The 15403-nt window shown below is 49.1% G+C and carries 9 protein-coding genes; 8 read left to right on the top strand and 1 reads right to left on the bottom strand.

Features of this window, described 5'->3' with window-relative positions; genetic code table 11:
* Positions 1–9: 9 nt before the first annotated feature.
* Both B212_RS0105300 and B212_RS0105305 read left to right on the top strand, forming a co-directional pair.
* Positions 10–2388, top strand: coding sequence for an ABC transporter permease (locus B212_RS0105300; protein WP_019909411.1), 2379 nt, complete (start codon positions 10–12; stop codon positions 2386–2388).
* A 484-nt stretch (positions 2389–2872) separates the two neighbouring features.
* A complete protein-coding gene (locus tag B212_RS0105305; RefSeq protein WP_019909412.1) occupies positions 2873–4378 on the top strand; it encodes an alpha/beta hydrolase family protein in 1506 nt (501 codons plus the stop codon).
* Positions 4379–4503: 125 nt separating this feature from the next.
* Here the strand turns inward: B212_RS0105305 and B212_RS0105310 are convergent, their stop codons facing one another.
* Positions 4504–5616, bottom strand: a complete 1113-nt coding sequence (locus tag B212_RS0105310) for a glycosyl hydrolase family 8 (RefSeq protein ID WP_019909413.1) — start codon at positions 5614–5616, stop codon at positions 4504–4506.
* A gap of 270 nt (positions 5617–5886) precedes the next feature.
* On the opposite strand from B212_RS0105310, the gene B212_RS0105315 reads away from it, so the two are divergent.
* The 6 genes from B212_RS0105315 (at position 5887) to B212_RS0105340 (ending at position 15401) form a co-directional block, all read left to right on the top strand.
* Positions 5887–7314: a family 43 glycosylhydrolase gene (locus B212_RS0105315; RefSeq protein WP_028530622.1), complete on the top strand. Its 1428-nt coding sequence runs from the start codon at positions 5887–5889 to the stop codon at positions 7312–7314.
* A gap of 78 nt (positions 7315–7392) precedes the next feature.
* On the top strand, positions 7393–9816 hold the full coding sequence (locus tag B212_RS0105320) for a glycoside hydrolase family 31 protein (protein WP_019909415.1): 2424 nt from the start codon (positions 7393–7395) through the stop codon (positions 9814–9816).
* A gap of 258 nt (positions 9817–10074) precedes the next feature.
* Positions 10075–11742: an extracellular solute-binding protein gene (locus tag B212_RS0105325; RefSeq protein WP_019909416.1), complete on the top strand. Its 1668-nt coding sequence runs from the start codon at positions 10075–10077 to the stop codon at positions 11740–11742.
* 99 nt (positions 11743–11841) lie between these two features.
* On the top strand, positions 11842–12828 hold the full coding sequence (locus B212_RS0105330; protein ID WP_019909417.1) for an ABC transporter permease: 987 nt from the start codon (positions 11842–11844) through the stop codon (positions 12826–12828).
* 13 nt (positions 12829–12841) lie between these two features.
* Complete coding sequence (locus B212_RS0105335) at positions 12842–13753, top strand: carbohydrate ABC transporter permease (protein ID WP_019909418.1); 912 nt, start codon at positions 12842–12844, stop codon at positions 13751–13753.
* Positions 13754–13874: 121 nt separating this feature from the next.
* On the top strand, positions 13875–15401 hold the full coding sequence (locus B212_RS0105340) for a response regulator transcription factor (RefSeq protein WP_019909420.1): 1527 nt from the start codon (positions 13875–13877) through the stop codon (positions 15399–15401).
* The last annotated feature ends 2 nt before the right edge of the window (positions 15402–15403 follow it).

Here is a 15403-nt window from a genome sequence, read left to right on the forward strand (position 1 = left end):
TGAATGGTTATGGGAAATGTGCTGAAGTGGGTATGGCGGGATGTGCTTAAAAACCGGCTGCAGACGATTTTGATTATAATCCTTATTTTGGCTGCGGCTTTTATCTATTTTTTTATACGTTATGCATCGGATGGGATCGCCGCAGAATACAACAGCTTTATTGAAGAACAGCATCAGGAGCAGTTTGAATTTACATTAAACCTGGCGGGCGCCTTAACCAAGGATCAGCAATGGGAGCTGTTGTCAGGAACTGGAGTCTCCCGGCAAGAGTTCGATTTGATGGGATTTAACAATATCCGCAAGAAATACCGGCTTGCTTTTGAGGCTGAGGAAAGTAAGGAAGCGGAGCGGTTGAGCAAGGAGTATCACTTCACATATGAAAGGAACTCTTACAAGGAAATCCGGCAAGACGGTACAACCTTCCGATTGATTGCAAGTCCGAACTCGCAAAGCATCAATCAGGTGTATATGAGCGAAGGCCGTTTGCCTGGAAAATCCGGTGAAATTGCAGTCCCTGTCAATGCAGAGGAGCTGTTGTCCTCCCATATAGGCGGGACGATCAGCTTAGGCGGGAATAATTATACCGTTGTGGGCCATTTTATTGAACCGGGGCATTTAACACGAGTGTCTTCCGGGTCGGAGCAGCTTGTTTCCATTTTATCGTGGCCTGATGATTATAAACGTTCGGCATCTTCGGAGCAATATCTGTATACCGGCAGATTTTTGCCGATGGAGGGTTTATCGCTTTCCGATGAAACAGCTCGAATGAATGAAGATACTGGTTTTGACACCATCCTGCAGGTCAATGATAACCCGAATGCGTCTGAAATCATACAGGGTGTTACTTCGAATCAAGGCTTGTCCTATACTTTTTTGGTTGTGCTGGGGGCCTTGTGCGGGGGGATCTATTACGTTTTTCTGGACCGCCGCTTGAACGCACTGAGACAATCCTGGGGAGTGCTTCAAGCCATGGGCTATTCACCGGGTCTTATCATTCGGGCATTTTTGCTGGTGCATACGAGCTTGTGCGCAGCAGGGATTCTCGCCGGCTGGGGACTGGCTTACATGGGAGCCGATCTGCTGATCGCGCAGTTTCAATCCCAGTATACATTGCCGTCATTTCCCAAAAGCGTTTCAACCGCTTCGCTGCTGATCGGGATAATCTTTATTCTTGCCGCATTTGTCCTGCCTTTATATTTGAAGCTGCGCCTGTTTGCACGTCAAACATCGTTATCCATGCTGCAGCCGACATTGCAATCTTCTCCTAAGAAGGTTATGCAAAAGCTTGCCTCGTGGACGGAAAAATTTCCTTTCTTGTCCCGGATTAAATGGCGGATGGCGTTTCGGAGCTTTCGGGTAATTGTGCTGCTTGTCATAACCATTATGCTGTCCTCCATCTTGTTCCTGCTCGGCTTCTCGCTGAATCAGTCAAGTTCGGATTCTGTTCAGCGGCAGTTCTCCGGAATTCATTACAGCTATGACTTGCGTTTTGATCAGGCCGGAATTGAAGAACAACGAGGAGATTCTGACAGCTACTACCGCCTCGGAAACAAACATTTTACTTGGGCAGATTCCGGCAGCGGCCGACAGGGCTTCCAAGGTGAACTGCTATCCTGGGACGGCGATGCCGGCTGGCTCACACTGTTGTCGAAGGACGGTCAATCTACTAACAGCGCTTTGGATCAGGGGGCGGTGGTCCATTATTCTAAAGCGAAATTATGGGGGCTGCGGGTAGGAACGGCAATTACAGTTCGGGTAGACAACTCAGTGCTGCAGGTTCCTGTCAGTGCTTTTAGCTATAATGGAAATCCGGACACAGTGTATTTGAAAAAAGACAAGCTGACGGCAATGCTCGGTATATCTCCACATATTTATAATGGCAGATTCAGCAATACTTCAATTTCTGAAGGGGACAAAGGGGCAGGAATTGAAGTCATTTCCGTAAAGCAAATTCACGATGAAAAGTTAAGTCAAGCCTCGTCCTCGCAATTAAGCGCTGTTTTGAATCAGGTCATTGGCGTGCTTATTGCTATTCTGATGATAATGTTGATCGGTTTAATCGTTACCGAGGAAAGCAAACGCAGTATGGTTATCTTGCAGCGGATGGGGTATGAGCCTGCGGAGATCAAGAATATGCTGATCAATGTCTATGTGCCTATATTGTTGGTTGCTTATATAATCACACTGCCTTTGTCCTGGGAGGTCGTTACATCTATACTTCGAAGCGTATCCATCAGCACTAATGATTACATCCCTTTTATATATAATATTTGGATTCTCATAGGTGTTATTGCTCTAATCATTTTGATCTATTATGTGGTCATAACCATTTCTTCAAATTATGTGTTCAAGAAATCCTTTGGCAAATCTAAAGCGTTGAAGTATTAAATGTGTATTCAATTATTTAGTTGCGTTCTGTAATTCTCCTTTTCAGTGCTTGTCTAACCACAAGTTCTGGAGAGGAGTTTTTTATTATGGTTAGAATTAAACAAATTTAAGAACAACAATGTGCGACTTTTCTTCAAGAGATATAGCAATTCATTTGAAATGATGGGCTATCTTACATATAACCTGTTTGAATATCTAGGATAAGTAGAACAAGAGAGGCTTGATTCCAATCCTTTAAATCACTAAGAAACGTGAAGATAAAAGAAGCGTTGTTAATATAGATCAAGATCCCGAATGGTTATGGGAAATGTGCTGAAGTGGGTTTGGCGGGACTCTAAGGCGCGGAGATGCCTCGGGTTCAATCCCGCGGAATAATCTTACAAGGAGTGTAAGGCAACTGTAATCTAGATCAATAGTATCAGCCTATTTGCTCCAGTATACTAAGCCTATCCATCGGTGGGATTAGTTTGTAGGGGGAGTTGGCGTGAGGCTTTTTGAAATGCTGTTATTCTTTTCAAGTGCTTGTCTGTTGGGAATCCTGTTCATTTACAATCAACGTATCCGAAGATCAGCTTTGCTCCTGGCAAGCGGAGCCGGCTTCATTTTTTTAGTAATACATTTTCTTGTCGAAGGATACAGGGTTCAACTTTTATTTCTATATGGATTTACGCTCCTGATGCTTATGCGTTCGCTTATAGACGTTTTCAGAACGCAGAAAGCCGTTCGGACTGTCTCGCGAATCCGTAGGGTGCTGGGTCGCCTTTTTATCGTGATTGGGCTAATCGCAACGGCGTGCTTCCACTATGTGTTTCCCGTATTCGGCCTTCCGGCACCAACCGGTGAATTTAAGGTAGGAACGCAAACGTTTCATTTCGTGGATACACATAGGGAAGAGATTTTCGGCAAAGCCAGAGATGGCAAGAGGGAATTGATGGTTCAGGTATGGTATCCGGCTCAAGCTGGCACTGGCAAGCACGCTCCCTTTATTCCCGATACCCGGATTTTAAGTTATATGGGCGCGGACTATGGCCTTCCCGGTTTTACTTTTGGGCATCTGAAGTACGTATCCAGCCATGCTTATTCGGGGGCCGAAGTCTCTTCGGCACAGCCTTCATACCCGCTGATTCTTGCGAATCCCGGCTTCGGCTCTTCCAGGTTCCTCCACACCACGCAAGCTGAGAATCTCGCGAGTCACGGATATATCGTGGCAGTGATCGACCACACCTACAATACATTCGCAACCGAGTTTCCGGACGGTCGAATCACGACCAGCAACACCAATGACTTATTCTCGCCTGACCATGATTACCGGACGGAAAGCGGAAATCGCGACCAGCTCGGAAAAATTCTAACGGGCGATGTGTCGTTTGTGCTGGACCAATTCGGGCTTATCCAATCGGGGCAGATTCCAAGTCATCTACAGGGGAGCGTTGATCTCGGTCATGTCGGGGTGTTCGGTCATTCCATCGGCGGAGCGACGGCCTATGACGCTTCTTATGATCCGCGAATTGCGGTTGGGATAGACTTGGATGGAGCGCTTTATCGACTGCGTGACAGAGAAGCTCTGCGAAAGCCGTTTTTGTTCATCAACTCGGAAAGCGAATTCGAAAAAATAAAAATGGTGAGGGATAACCGGGTCTACACGGATGCAGAGCTGAAACGTATGGGTTCAACAAGAGAGTGGACGGATCAAGTAAGGGAAGATAAAAAGCTGGAGCTTGAACAGATGCGCCAAACGGTCAAAGCAGGGGGGCAAGTCCTTTATATCGAAAATACGGAGCATTTGAATTTTTCGGACGTACAGTTCATTTCTCCCATTTTCAAAATGCTGGGGATTACAGGAAAGATTGCGCCCGAAAGAGCGAGCTCCGTTATCAATGCCTATATGCTGGATTTCTTCGATAAGTATCTGAAAAATCAAGGCGGAATCTTAATGAAAGGACCGGATAGCCGCTTTCCGGAGGTGAAGTTCGTAAACTTGATGATGTGAGTATATTTTTAATCCATAAGTTTTCCTGAAATGTGTGAGTGCCGCGCGGCACTCGAGAAAATCGCTCCTCTGGGGATGGCTGGTTGTGAATCCACCATATCCAAATGAGCGATTTTTGTGTCAATTTATGAATAAATCCGGTAGTTCCCGCTTAGAGCCAGCATACTGAAGAAGTAGAGGCAGTTGTCGTAATACCGGCGGACTCCGGTACGCAGCGGCGTATTCCAGAACAGCTTGACAAAATATCCGGCATCCGGTCCATCGGCAGCGAGCGAGGCCATGGCCAGTGTTGCCAGAAGGCCGACCGGATGCAGGGACGGCTCCTCGAAAGGCTGGCCGTCAATGGTGTAGCGCCGGTAATCGGCGACATCAATGTCCCGGAAGAAGGCCTGAATCCGGTTGGACTGCCCCACCTGCCAAGGATCGCAGCCGAACCATTCATAATCCAGCCCGATGTTGGCCGCGACCCGGTAGGCATCGCTGAAGAAGTGGCGGAAGTCTCCATGAGGCTGGGGTTCCACCGGGGTTCCGTCATAGTTGGCATATTCCGGTGAAAGGCCGGTTAACGGATGGCAAGCCTTTTGCAGATACGCTCTGCTTCTGGCTGCGGCTTCCTTCCAGAAGGCCCTATCCTGTTCATCCGCCTGCAGGGCAAATAAATCATAGAAATGGGGCAGATGGTAGGAGGGATCACTGAAAGGAGTTTCAGGAACGAATTTGATCAGCTTGGTCGCCGGGTCCCACATCGGATCGCCTTCTCCGTCTTCCCCTTTGTGCACACAGGCGCGGAGTATGATTCTGGCCTGCCCGGAATAATTGAACGGTTCTTCGCCGTCCCCCCAGCGCTTGGAGGCAAAGAACAGCGCCATTGCGAAAAATTCTTCCCCGTCCGGCGCCGGACCGGGGGACAGCCGTGTTCCGTCCAGCTTGCAGTGCCAGGCAAAATAGTCCTTGTAACGGCCTTCCGTATGCTGCATGTATACCTTGGCGAACTTCCAGAGCCGGTCGAATTCTTCCTTCTTGTCCATCTGAACAGCCATCATCATCCCGTAGGACATGCCCTCGGTCCGCACATCTGTATTGCCGGTATCCACGATATATCCCTTATCGTCACCCATAGGGTGGTAGATTCGGACATCGGGCGCGCCGTAGAACAATTCGTTCCAGGTGTCGTCAAGCCTTTGCCGGATCGCCTCTTTGGGCACTCCGTTCTCCAGGAACAGGTTTCTGTATTCCATAGCAATCCTCCAAGTAGATAGGGTTTTGCCCAAAGTATAACATAACCGGAACTATAGAAATTAAAGCGTTTTCCTGAAAATCTATAGATGATTCAGGCCGGACGCACAATCTAAGAATAGATCAATGTTAGGTGTCTATATGTCATGGACTTCGGTCAAGCCGCTTCACTATACTGTAAAGGACAAATTCGCATGACAGCGAAGGGGATATATTTTTCTGTATACAGGGATAAACAGACCAATTTTATTAATGACAAGGATGAGATTGCGATGGCAAAAAAACAAGGATTTAATCCGTATCTTCCGTCTTGGGAATATCTCCCCGACGGCGAGCCCTATGTTTTTGAAGGCAGAGTGTATGTGTATGGCTCGCATGACCGTTTTAACGGACACGTCTTTTGCTTAAACGACTATGTCTGCTGGTCGGCACCGGAGAATAACCTGGCGGATTGGCGGTATGAGGGGGTCATCTACAGGACTAAGGATGACCCGCTTAATCCGGAGGGCAGCATGTGCCTATATGCTCCCGATGTCACAGTGGGACCGGACGGGCGGTATTATCTCTATTATGTGCTTGATAAGGTTCCCGTCGTTTCGGTGGCTGTCTGCGCCACGCCGGGCGGCAAGTATGAATTCTACGGCTACGTCAGATATGCCGATGGAACACGTCTCGGGGAGAGGGAAGGGGATGAGCCGCAATTTGACCCGGGCGTGCTGACCGAAGGAGAGAACACCTACCTGTACACCGGATTCTGCGCGTTCGGAGACCGATCCAGACACGGTGCAATGGCGACGGTGCTTGGCCCGGATATGCTCACGATTGTCGAGGCGCCTGTGTTCGTCGCACCGAGCCAGCCTTACAGCAAGGGGAGCGGATTCGAGGGGTATGAGTTCTTTGAGGCTCCGTCTATCCGTAAAAGGGGAGATACCTATTACCTTATCTATTCCTCGATCTCCATGCATGAGCTGTGTTATGCTACCAGCAAGCATCCGACCAGGAATTTTACATACCAGGGGGTTATTGTAAGCAATTGCGATCTCCATATGGATACGTACAAGCCGGCGGATCAGCCGATGTATTATGGCGGCAATAATCATGGAAGCATCGTTGAAATCAATGGGAAAGGGTACATTTTTTATCACCGGCACACCAATGGAACGGCATTCTGCCGGCAGGGCTGTATTGAGCGGATTGAATTCCGGGAGGATGGCACTATTCCACAGGTGGAGATTACATCCTGCGGTCCGAACGGCGGGCCGCTCGAAGGCCGGGGAGAATATCCGGCATACCTGGCCTGTCAGTTGTTCTGCAAAGATCAGGAAATTTACACCGGAGGCTTCGGGCCTATGGGAGCATGGATGGACAGCCGGTTCCCGAAAATTACCCAGGACGGCAGGGACGGCGACGAGGAACTCGGCTATATTGCCAATATGACGGATTCGGCTACCGCCGGTTTTAAATATTTCGCGTGTGAGGGAGTCGCCAAAGTTAAAATCAAGGTGCGTGGATATTGCCATGGCGAGTTTGAAGTCAAAACGTCATGGGACGGACCGGCACTTGGACGGATACCGGTAGGCTTTGCGAATGTCTGGACAGAATATGCTACGGAGGCGGCTATTCCGGACGGCGTACAAGCATTGTATTTTACGTATACCGGCAACGGAAGCGCCAGTCTGGCCTCATTTACTTTGGAATAACTGAGAGAGATGTGCAGTATGACCTTGAGGTATCGGTACGGTACTCGTACAAATCCTGAGGAAGGGCAGGGATAAGCTGTGAAACTGAAGCATGTGCACTCTGGTTCGGATGGCGTGAGACTGGAGACTGCAGAAGGCATTATGCATATCGTCTTTTGCACACCGGGAATTGTCAGAATTCGTTATACCCTGGATTCGGAGCTAAGCGGGAAGCAGAGTCTTGTGGTGGTGAGCCGCCCAGAGGCAGAGGATGTTCCATGGACGGTTGCGGATCATCCCGGACACCTGGAAATTTCCACAGAGCTCCTGACTATTCAAGTAGACAAGTTAACCTGTGCATTCAGTTATCGGGATGCGGCTGGCGAGCTGCTGACAAAGGAACCGTCCAGAGGCGGCAAAACGCTGGAGCGAACCGAGGTATACCATACGGTCTTCGATGCTGCGGCGGATAAGGTTGAAGCTGCTCAGGGGGCGGATGGCCTGCGTGCAAGCGTGGAAGGGATCAACCGCAAGCTCGACAGATTAGCCTATCATACGAAGCTGGAATTCGAATGGCAGGAGGGCGAGGCGCTCTATGGACTGGGCTCACATGAAGAGGGAATGATGAATCTTCGCGGCAATCATCAATATTTGTACCAGCAAAATATGAAAGCGGTTGTTCCGGTCCTTGTATCTACACGCGGTTACGGGATTTTGGTAGACTCGTATTCGTACATGACCTTCCATGATGATGCGTTTGGTTCATATCTCTGGACAGACGTGGATGAGGAAATGGATTATTATGTTATTTACGGCCCGGAGCCTGATCAGATTATAGCTGGAATCCGGTACCTGACGGGAGAAGCGCCAATGCTTCCTAAGTGGTCTTACGGGTATGTACAATCCAAGGAACGATACATTTCACAAGAGGAATTGATTGCCACAGTACAAGAGCATCGCGACCGCTCGCTTCCCCTCGATTGCATTGTTCTGGACTGGCAATCGTGGCCGGGGAATTTGTGGGGACAAAAGACGTTTGATGCCGAACGTTTCCCGGACCCCTCAGAAATGATGCGCAGCTTGCATGCAATGAATGCCAAGCTTATGGTATCCATATGGCCGATTATGGGAGCCGGCGGTGATAACCACCAGGAGATGAGCGGGCACGGCTTCTTGCTTGGCAATCAGTCCACATATGACGCCTTCCGCAAGGAAGCGCGCGAGCTATACTGGAAGCAGGCCGGGACCGGACTGTTCTCCCACGGGGTTGACGCCTGGTGGTGCGATTGCACCGAGCCGTTTGAGGCTGACTGGAAGGGAGCGGTGAAGCCGGAACCGGAGCAGCGCATGCGGATTAACACGGCAGAATCCAAGCGTTATCTCGATCCGGGGCTTATTAATGCCTACTCGCTGCTCCATTCCAAGGGCATCTATGAGGGCCAGCGTTCAGCGACTTCAGACAAACGGGTAGTAAATCTGACCCGGTCGGCTTTTGCAGGGCAGCACCGTTATGGCACGATCACATGGTCAGGAGATATATCCGCCAATTGGGAGACACTTACAAAGCAGATTGCGGACGGACTTAACTTCTGCTTAACGGGTTCTCCTTACTGGACACTGGATATCGGCGCTTTTTTCGTGAGCGGGCATAAGGAGCAATGGTTCTGGAACGGGGATTATGATGAAGGAGTTGCTGATTTCGGGTATCGCGAGCTGTATGTCCGCTGGTTCCAGGTAGGGGCCTTTCTGCCAATGTTCCGTTCCCATGGAACAGATACACCAAGGGAGGTGTGGCGGTTCGGTGAAGAGGGCGGGCTGATGTATGATACACTGGTCAAGTATCTGAAGCTACGGTACAGGCTGATGCCCTATATCTATTCTTTGGCCGGGGCCGTCACACATCATAGCTATACGATGCTTCGCGCACTGGCCTTCGATTACCGTAATGATCCGCTCGTCCATAATATTGACAATCAATTCATGTTCGGCCCGGCCTTTCTGGTTGCGCCAGTTACAACTGCAATGTATTATGGTCCCGGCTCCCGTGAGCTTCAAGGTATCGACAAGCTGCGCAGCGTCTACCTGCCTGCCGGTGAATGGTACGATTACTGGAGCGATGAACGGCTTGAGGGCGGCTTGACGATTGAGGCCAAAGCCGACCTGGAGACACTTCCTCTCTTTGTCCGTGCCGGTTCGATTATTCCGTTAGGCCCGGATATCCAATATGCGGATGAACAGCCGGAAGGGGTGATTGGGCTGAAGGTGTATGCCGGCAAGGATGCTACATTTACCCTGTATGAAGATGAAGGGGATAACTATAATTATGAGAGCGGTTCGTACTCCACAATAGAGCTGCGCTGGTGCGAAGAAGAACGTATCTTGACGATAGGAAAACGGAGCGGGTGTTACACTGGTATGCAGGCGGTCAGATCCTTTACTGTGGAGATCGCCGGTTATGCAGGCCGGTCCATGGTTTCTTATCAGGGTGACTCTGTAGCCGTAGATTGCCGCCGAATGCCATGAGCCGTTGTTCAATTTGATCTGTCAGATCATAAACAGGAGGTTAGTCCGTTCTATAAATTTGTACCAAGAGGGGTTGGCGTAATCACGCCAGCCCTTTATTGCCGGTAAGTAGCAAGCGTTTTCTTTGTATCGCATTTTATGGGGGGTAGAACTATACTTTATGAATTGTAAGCGCATTCTCAAAAAGTATAATTAAAAATGTCACCAGGTGATTATAGTAAATACAAGCAACTAGCCAAAAAGGGGAGGCCTGACAAAATGCATAAAACGGCAAAACGTTCCGCCCAGGCAGTAGCAACCGGTGTATTAGCGCTTGCACTGGCACTGACCGGCTGCAGCTCGAACAACACGAACAGCAAGACAGCCAATGGAGGAACCGCTAGTCCAGCGGCGAACGGGGACGACAATTCACCGGCAACATTCTCGGTATTTATGAGTGGTCCCGGGCAGCAGCCTACGGCGGACAACAAGATTCTGAAACTGATTAAAGAAAAGACCGGCGTCAGCTTCAATATGGAATTTCTGGTGGGTGACCTGCAGCAAAAGCTGGGGGTAATGATTGCCGGAGGCGACTACCCGGACATTATGTCGGGGGATGACAAATTAATCAATGCCAAAGCTTATATTCCCCTTGAGGACTTGATTGAGAAGTACGCACCCAACCTGAAAAAGCATTATGCCGCAGTATGGAATCAGATCAAGGATGAGAGCGACGGCCACATTTACGTTCTGCCAAGCTATGGCGTATATCAAGGAAAAATTACTGAACCGACTTACCAGGGACCCGGCTTCTGGCTTCAAAAGGCAGTGCTTGAGGAGATGGGATATCCGACCCCAAAGACCTTGGACGAGTATTTCGATATCATCGCAAAATATAAAGAAAAGCACCCGGATATGATCGGATTTGAATCGCTCAACTTCGATTGGCGTGTATTCCCGCTCCAGAATGCTCCTGAGCATTTATCCGGCCATCCCAATGACGGAGCGGTTATTGTAGACAACAACAAAGCGCAAATTTTTGCTGATAAGGATATTGCCAAGACCTATTATAAGAAGCTCAATGAGATTAACGCTCAGGGTCTGATGGACAAAGAAGCCTTCGTACAGAACTATGACCAGTATCTGGCAAAGATCGCAAGCGGCAAGGTCATCGGTATGTTTGACCAGCACTGGAACTTCCAGGATGGCGAAACATCCTTGATCTCCCAAGGGAAAATTCAGAATACGTATATCGGCTTTCCGCTGCTCTATCCGGGCGCCCAGGAATGGTACCGTGACCGTGGAGCTGTCGGCACCAACCGCGGCTTCGGGATTTCGATCAATGCCAAGGACCCTGTGCGGATTATCAAATTCTGGGATCAGATGATTACGGAAGATTGGCAGAAAACGATCCAATGGGGAATCAAAGGCGAGGACTATGAGGTGAAGGATGACGGTACGTTCTACCGGACGCCGGAGCAACGGGCAAACGCAGATAAAACAAGCTGGCAGTTGGCTAACAAAATCACAACCATGCACGGTTATATGCCTAAGATTCAAGGTACCTACAGCGACGGGAATTCAGCAGATCCCGGAACCCAGCCGCAGGAATTCTTCGACAGTCTGAAGCCTTACGATCAGAAAATCCTGAAGGCTTACAACAAGAAATCTTGGTCTGAGTTCTTCAAGGAACCGAAAGAAAATAATATCTACTTCCCAGCCTACTCCATCGTTCTTAAGGACGGTTCACCGGCTCAACTGGCGCAGTCCAAGCTCAATGACCTTCAAGTCAAGTATTTGCCGAAGGCCATAATGGCCAGTCCGGCCGAATTTGAAAGTGTCTGGACGGATTATGTCAACCAGATTCATAAACTGGATATCAAGGCATATGAAGACCGGATGAATGAAGGCATCCAGCAGCGCATCAAAAACTGGAGCGTGAAGTAGTGTAATTCAAAGCTGGAAACAGAGCGGGAAATCGTATTTCCCGCTCTTCATGAATCTGGATAATGTGGAGAGAATGATTTTACAGGAGGGGAATACTACATGTCTGATACCGTACTGGACAAACAGGTCAAAACACAGAAGACCCGAAAACGCAAAGTCGATCCGGAAATCGGTGTGAGCCTTAGCTGGAAGACGCTGAAAATGCAGAAGCAGCTTATTTTTATGTCCGTGCCAATTGCCATTTATCTGATTATCTTCAATTATGCGCCCATTTGGGGCTGGCTGATGGCCTTTCAGAACTACCGTCCGGCGCTTCCCTTCGGCAAGCAGGAATGGGCAGGCTTACAGCAGTTCAAATTTCTATTTTCGGATGATACCTTTATGCTGGTGCTGCGCAATACGCTCGCCATGAGCTTTATTAACCTTGTGCTTGGGTTTGCTACGGCGATTGTCCTCGCTTTGCTGCTAAATGAGATCAGAGTCAAGCTTTTCAAACGTACGGTTCAAACGATTTCGTATTTACCACACTTCTTGTCCTGGGTCATCGCAGCGGGCATCGTTGCTACTTCGCTGTCGGTTGACGACGGAATTGTCAATGTAATTCTAATGAAGCTTCACCTAATTAAAGAACCGATAATGTGGCTTAGTGAAGGGAAATATTTCTGGGGCATTGTCGGGGCCTCGAACGTGTGGAAAGAGGTGGGCTGGAACACCATCATTTATCTGGCGGCCATTACCTCGATAGATCCTTCTCTCTATGAGGCAGCGTCCATGGACGGCGCCAAACGTTTTCAAAAAATGCGCTATGTCACTCTTCCGGGGATTAAAGCCACTTTCGTGATTTTGCTAATTATGAATATCGGACATATTCTGGATGCCGGCTTTGAAATCCAATATTTGCTTGGCAACGGGCTTGTTGTGGACTGGTCGCAGACCATTGATATCTTTGTACTGAAGTATGGTATCTCCATGGGGAACTACTCTCTGGCTACGGCGGCAGGGATCTTCAAAACCATCGTCAGTGTCGTTCTCGTATTCATTGCAAATTATATCGCAAAACGCCTCGGCGAAGAGCGGTTAGTATAGAGGAGGAAGCCATATGAAAGCTGTGACGAAAAGCTCAGACCGCTTTGAGCCGATCATATTTCATACGATAAATACGATATTTATGCTCTTTGTGGTTGCCATCACGCTCTATCCATTTCTCCACACGCTGGCTGTTTCATTAAATGACGGAAGCGACACTCTTGCTGGCGGAATTTATTTCTGGCCCCGTGCCTGGACCTTGGAGAATTATAGAGCCGTCTTTATTTCAGGAACGATCTACCATGCCGCTTTTATCTCCGTGTCCCGTACGGTGCTCTCGACGGTGTTCGGCGTGTTTCTGACCACCATGCTGGCGTATACACTGGCGCAGCCGCAATACATTTTCCGTAAAAAAATCAGTATGCTGTTCATCCTGACCATGTATTTCAATGCCGGCCTGATTCCGAACTACTTCCTTATTAAAAATCTGGGTCTGCTTCATAGCTTCATGGTCTATATCCTGCCAAGCCTGGTCAGCGCGTTCAACCTGATTATCATCCGGACGTATATCCGCTCCCTTCCAGGCAGCCTTACGGAATCGGCGAAGATCGACGGGGCGGGGGATTTCAAGATCTTCTGGAAAATCATCTTCCCGCTGTGTACTCCCGTACTGGCAACCGTGGCTTTGTTCATCGCCGTAGGCGCATGGAACTCCTGGTTTGACACGTTCCTGTATGCTTCCTCAGATATCAAGCTTAGCACGCTGCAATATGAAATGATGAAGCTGCTCGGGTCCACCATGAGCACGAACAACGATCCTTCGTTGCTGGCGGGCAATCAGAACAATCAGGTGCAGGCAATGGTGACACCGGCTTCCATCCGTGCAGCCATCACCATTGTTACCGCCGTGCCAATTTTGTTCGTGTACCCTTTCTTGCAGAAATATTTCGTGGTAGGATTGAATTTAGGAAGTGTTAAAGAATAACTGAAGTGTTATATATAGATACTATGTAAAAACCGTTTCGGCATCGACCGGAGCGGTTTCTCCCGTTCCATAACTGTGAGCTTGCCGGAATCAAAATTTAGGAATAAAGATGGTGATGCCAATGCTTAAGGTACTGTTTGCCGACGATGAACCGCTGATGCTTGAAGGGCTGCGATTCTTGGTAGACTGGGAGAAGCTGGACTTTGAAGTGTGCGGAGAAGCCCTGGATGGCGAAGATGCGCTGCAGCTTATTCATAGCACACGGCCTGATTTGGTTATAACCGATGTACGGATGCCTGTGATTGACGGCCTTGGACTCATTGGAAAATTTCATGAAAGCGATTTCCAGCCGAAATTCATCATTATAAGCGGTTATGCCGATTTTGGGTATGCCAAGGAAGCTCTTGGATATGGTGTGTCGAACTATTTGACCAAACCCTTGGATGAAAAAGAATTGACAGAGGCTCTGCAGACTGTAGCCGAACAAATCCACGCTGAGCGCAAGCTTGCTTCAAGACGGGAAATGCTCTCCGCCTTCATGCAGGCGGAAACCGTTTCACGCCTTCTGATGCGTCAGAATACTGCGGAAGAAGTGAGAGATGCGCTTAAGGCGCTTGATATCCATCCTGGCTCCCGGATATGCTGTGTACTGGCCCAAGGGGACTCGCCCGACAACTCATACTTGCGAAGCCAAGTGTATTCCAGGAATGTCAAGGAAATGTTCCGCAATCTAACGGTGTATCCTTTTATGGCCGGAAGCCATAAGATTGGTTACTTGCTGGTCTCCCCGCAGGAAGGCCCCGCGCTTGAACCGAGGCTGCTGGCAAGCTGGGTCAATGAAGTGCGGACTCAATACAATGGAGAGGTTCTATTCTCGGCAAGCCTTGAGCATCATGGGACAGAATTTCTGAATGCAGCTTATCATGAAGCGCTGGCCGCCGAACTATGCCGGCATGATCTGAACAGCCGCGAAATTGGCTTCTTTCAGAAGCAGGACAAGGATCAAATGGCAATGCTTCCGGCAGGGCTGAAGAAGTCGCTGCTCCAATCGGTGACCGAAGGGCAGTTTGACCTATTAAGCTCCCAATTAAGCGATATAATTAAAATTTTCTCGGCGGACACTACTTCAAGTGCATGGATTGATGCTTTTCTAAGCAGCATTAAAGCTGAATTGCTCCGTGAAATCGACGCCAGAGGAGGAGACTCGGCAATTTGGGCCGCTAAATGGTTTCCGCCCCGGGTAACCGCCTGTAGCTTACCGCTGCTTGAGCGGCAGACGGAGGAGGATCTGCACGAAGTTGCAGAATGGTTCGCCTCAGCGGACAACAATCAGGAGGACCTGCTTGTTACGGCGGCGATGGACTATGCCCGGGCGCATTATCAGGAGAAGCTGAAGCTGCAGGACATTGCAAAGCAGTTGCATGTGAATGCTGCTTACCTGGGACAACGAATCAGAAAAAGCTATGGCATCTCCTTCAATGATTTCCTCCATGAATATCGTATTGAAGAAGCCAAGAAACTGCTGCGCCGGACGGATATGTGTATTTCGGATATCTCGGGGCGTGTGGGATATTCAGACGCTGATTTGTTCGCTGCCAAGTTCAAAGAGCTGAATGGTGTCTCGCCTTCGGTGTATAAGAAGGGTTAATT

The organism is Paenibacillus sp. HW567 (assembly GCF_000374185.1).
GTDB lineage: Bacteria > Bacillota > Bacilli > Paenibacillales > Paenibacillaceae > Paenibacillus_AQ.

Excerpts from the sequence above, each read along its gene's own strand:
- B212_RS0105325 (WP_019909416.1), top strand. The coding sequence starts at position 10,075 with ATGCATAAAACGGCAAAACGTTCCGCCCAGGCAGTAGCAACCGGTGTA.
- B212_RS0105330 (WP_019909417.1), top strand. The coding sequence starts at position 11,842 with ATGTCTGATACCGTACTGGACAAACAGGTCAAAACACAGAAGACCCGA.
- B212_RS0105310 (WP_019909413.1), bottom strand. The coding sequence starts at position 5,616 with ATGGAATACAGAAACCTGTTCCTGGAGAACGGAGTGCCCAAAGAGGCG.
- B212_RS0105340 (WP_019909420.1), top strand. The coding sequence starts at position 13,875 with ATGCTTAAGGTACTGTTTGCCGACGATGAACCGCTGATGCTTGAAGGG.
- B212_RS0105300 (WP_019909411.1), top strand. The coding sequence starts at position 10 with ATGGGAAATGTGCTGAAGTGGGTATGGCGGGATGTGCTTAAAAACCGG.
- B212_RS0105315 (WP_028530622.1), top strand. The coding sequence starts at position 5,887 with ATGGCAAAAAAACAAGGATTTAATCCGTATCTTCCGTCTTGGGAATAT.
- B212_RS0105335 (WP_019909418.1), top strand. The coding sequence starts at position 12,842 with ATGAAAGCTGTGACGAAAAGCTCAGACCGCTTTGAGCCGATCATATTT.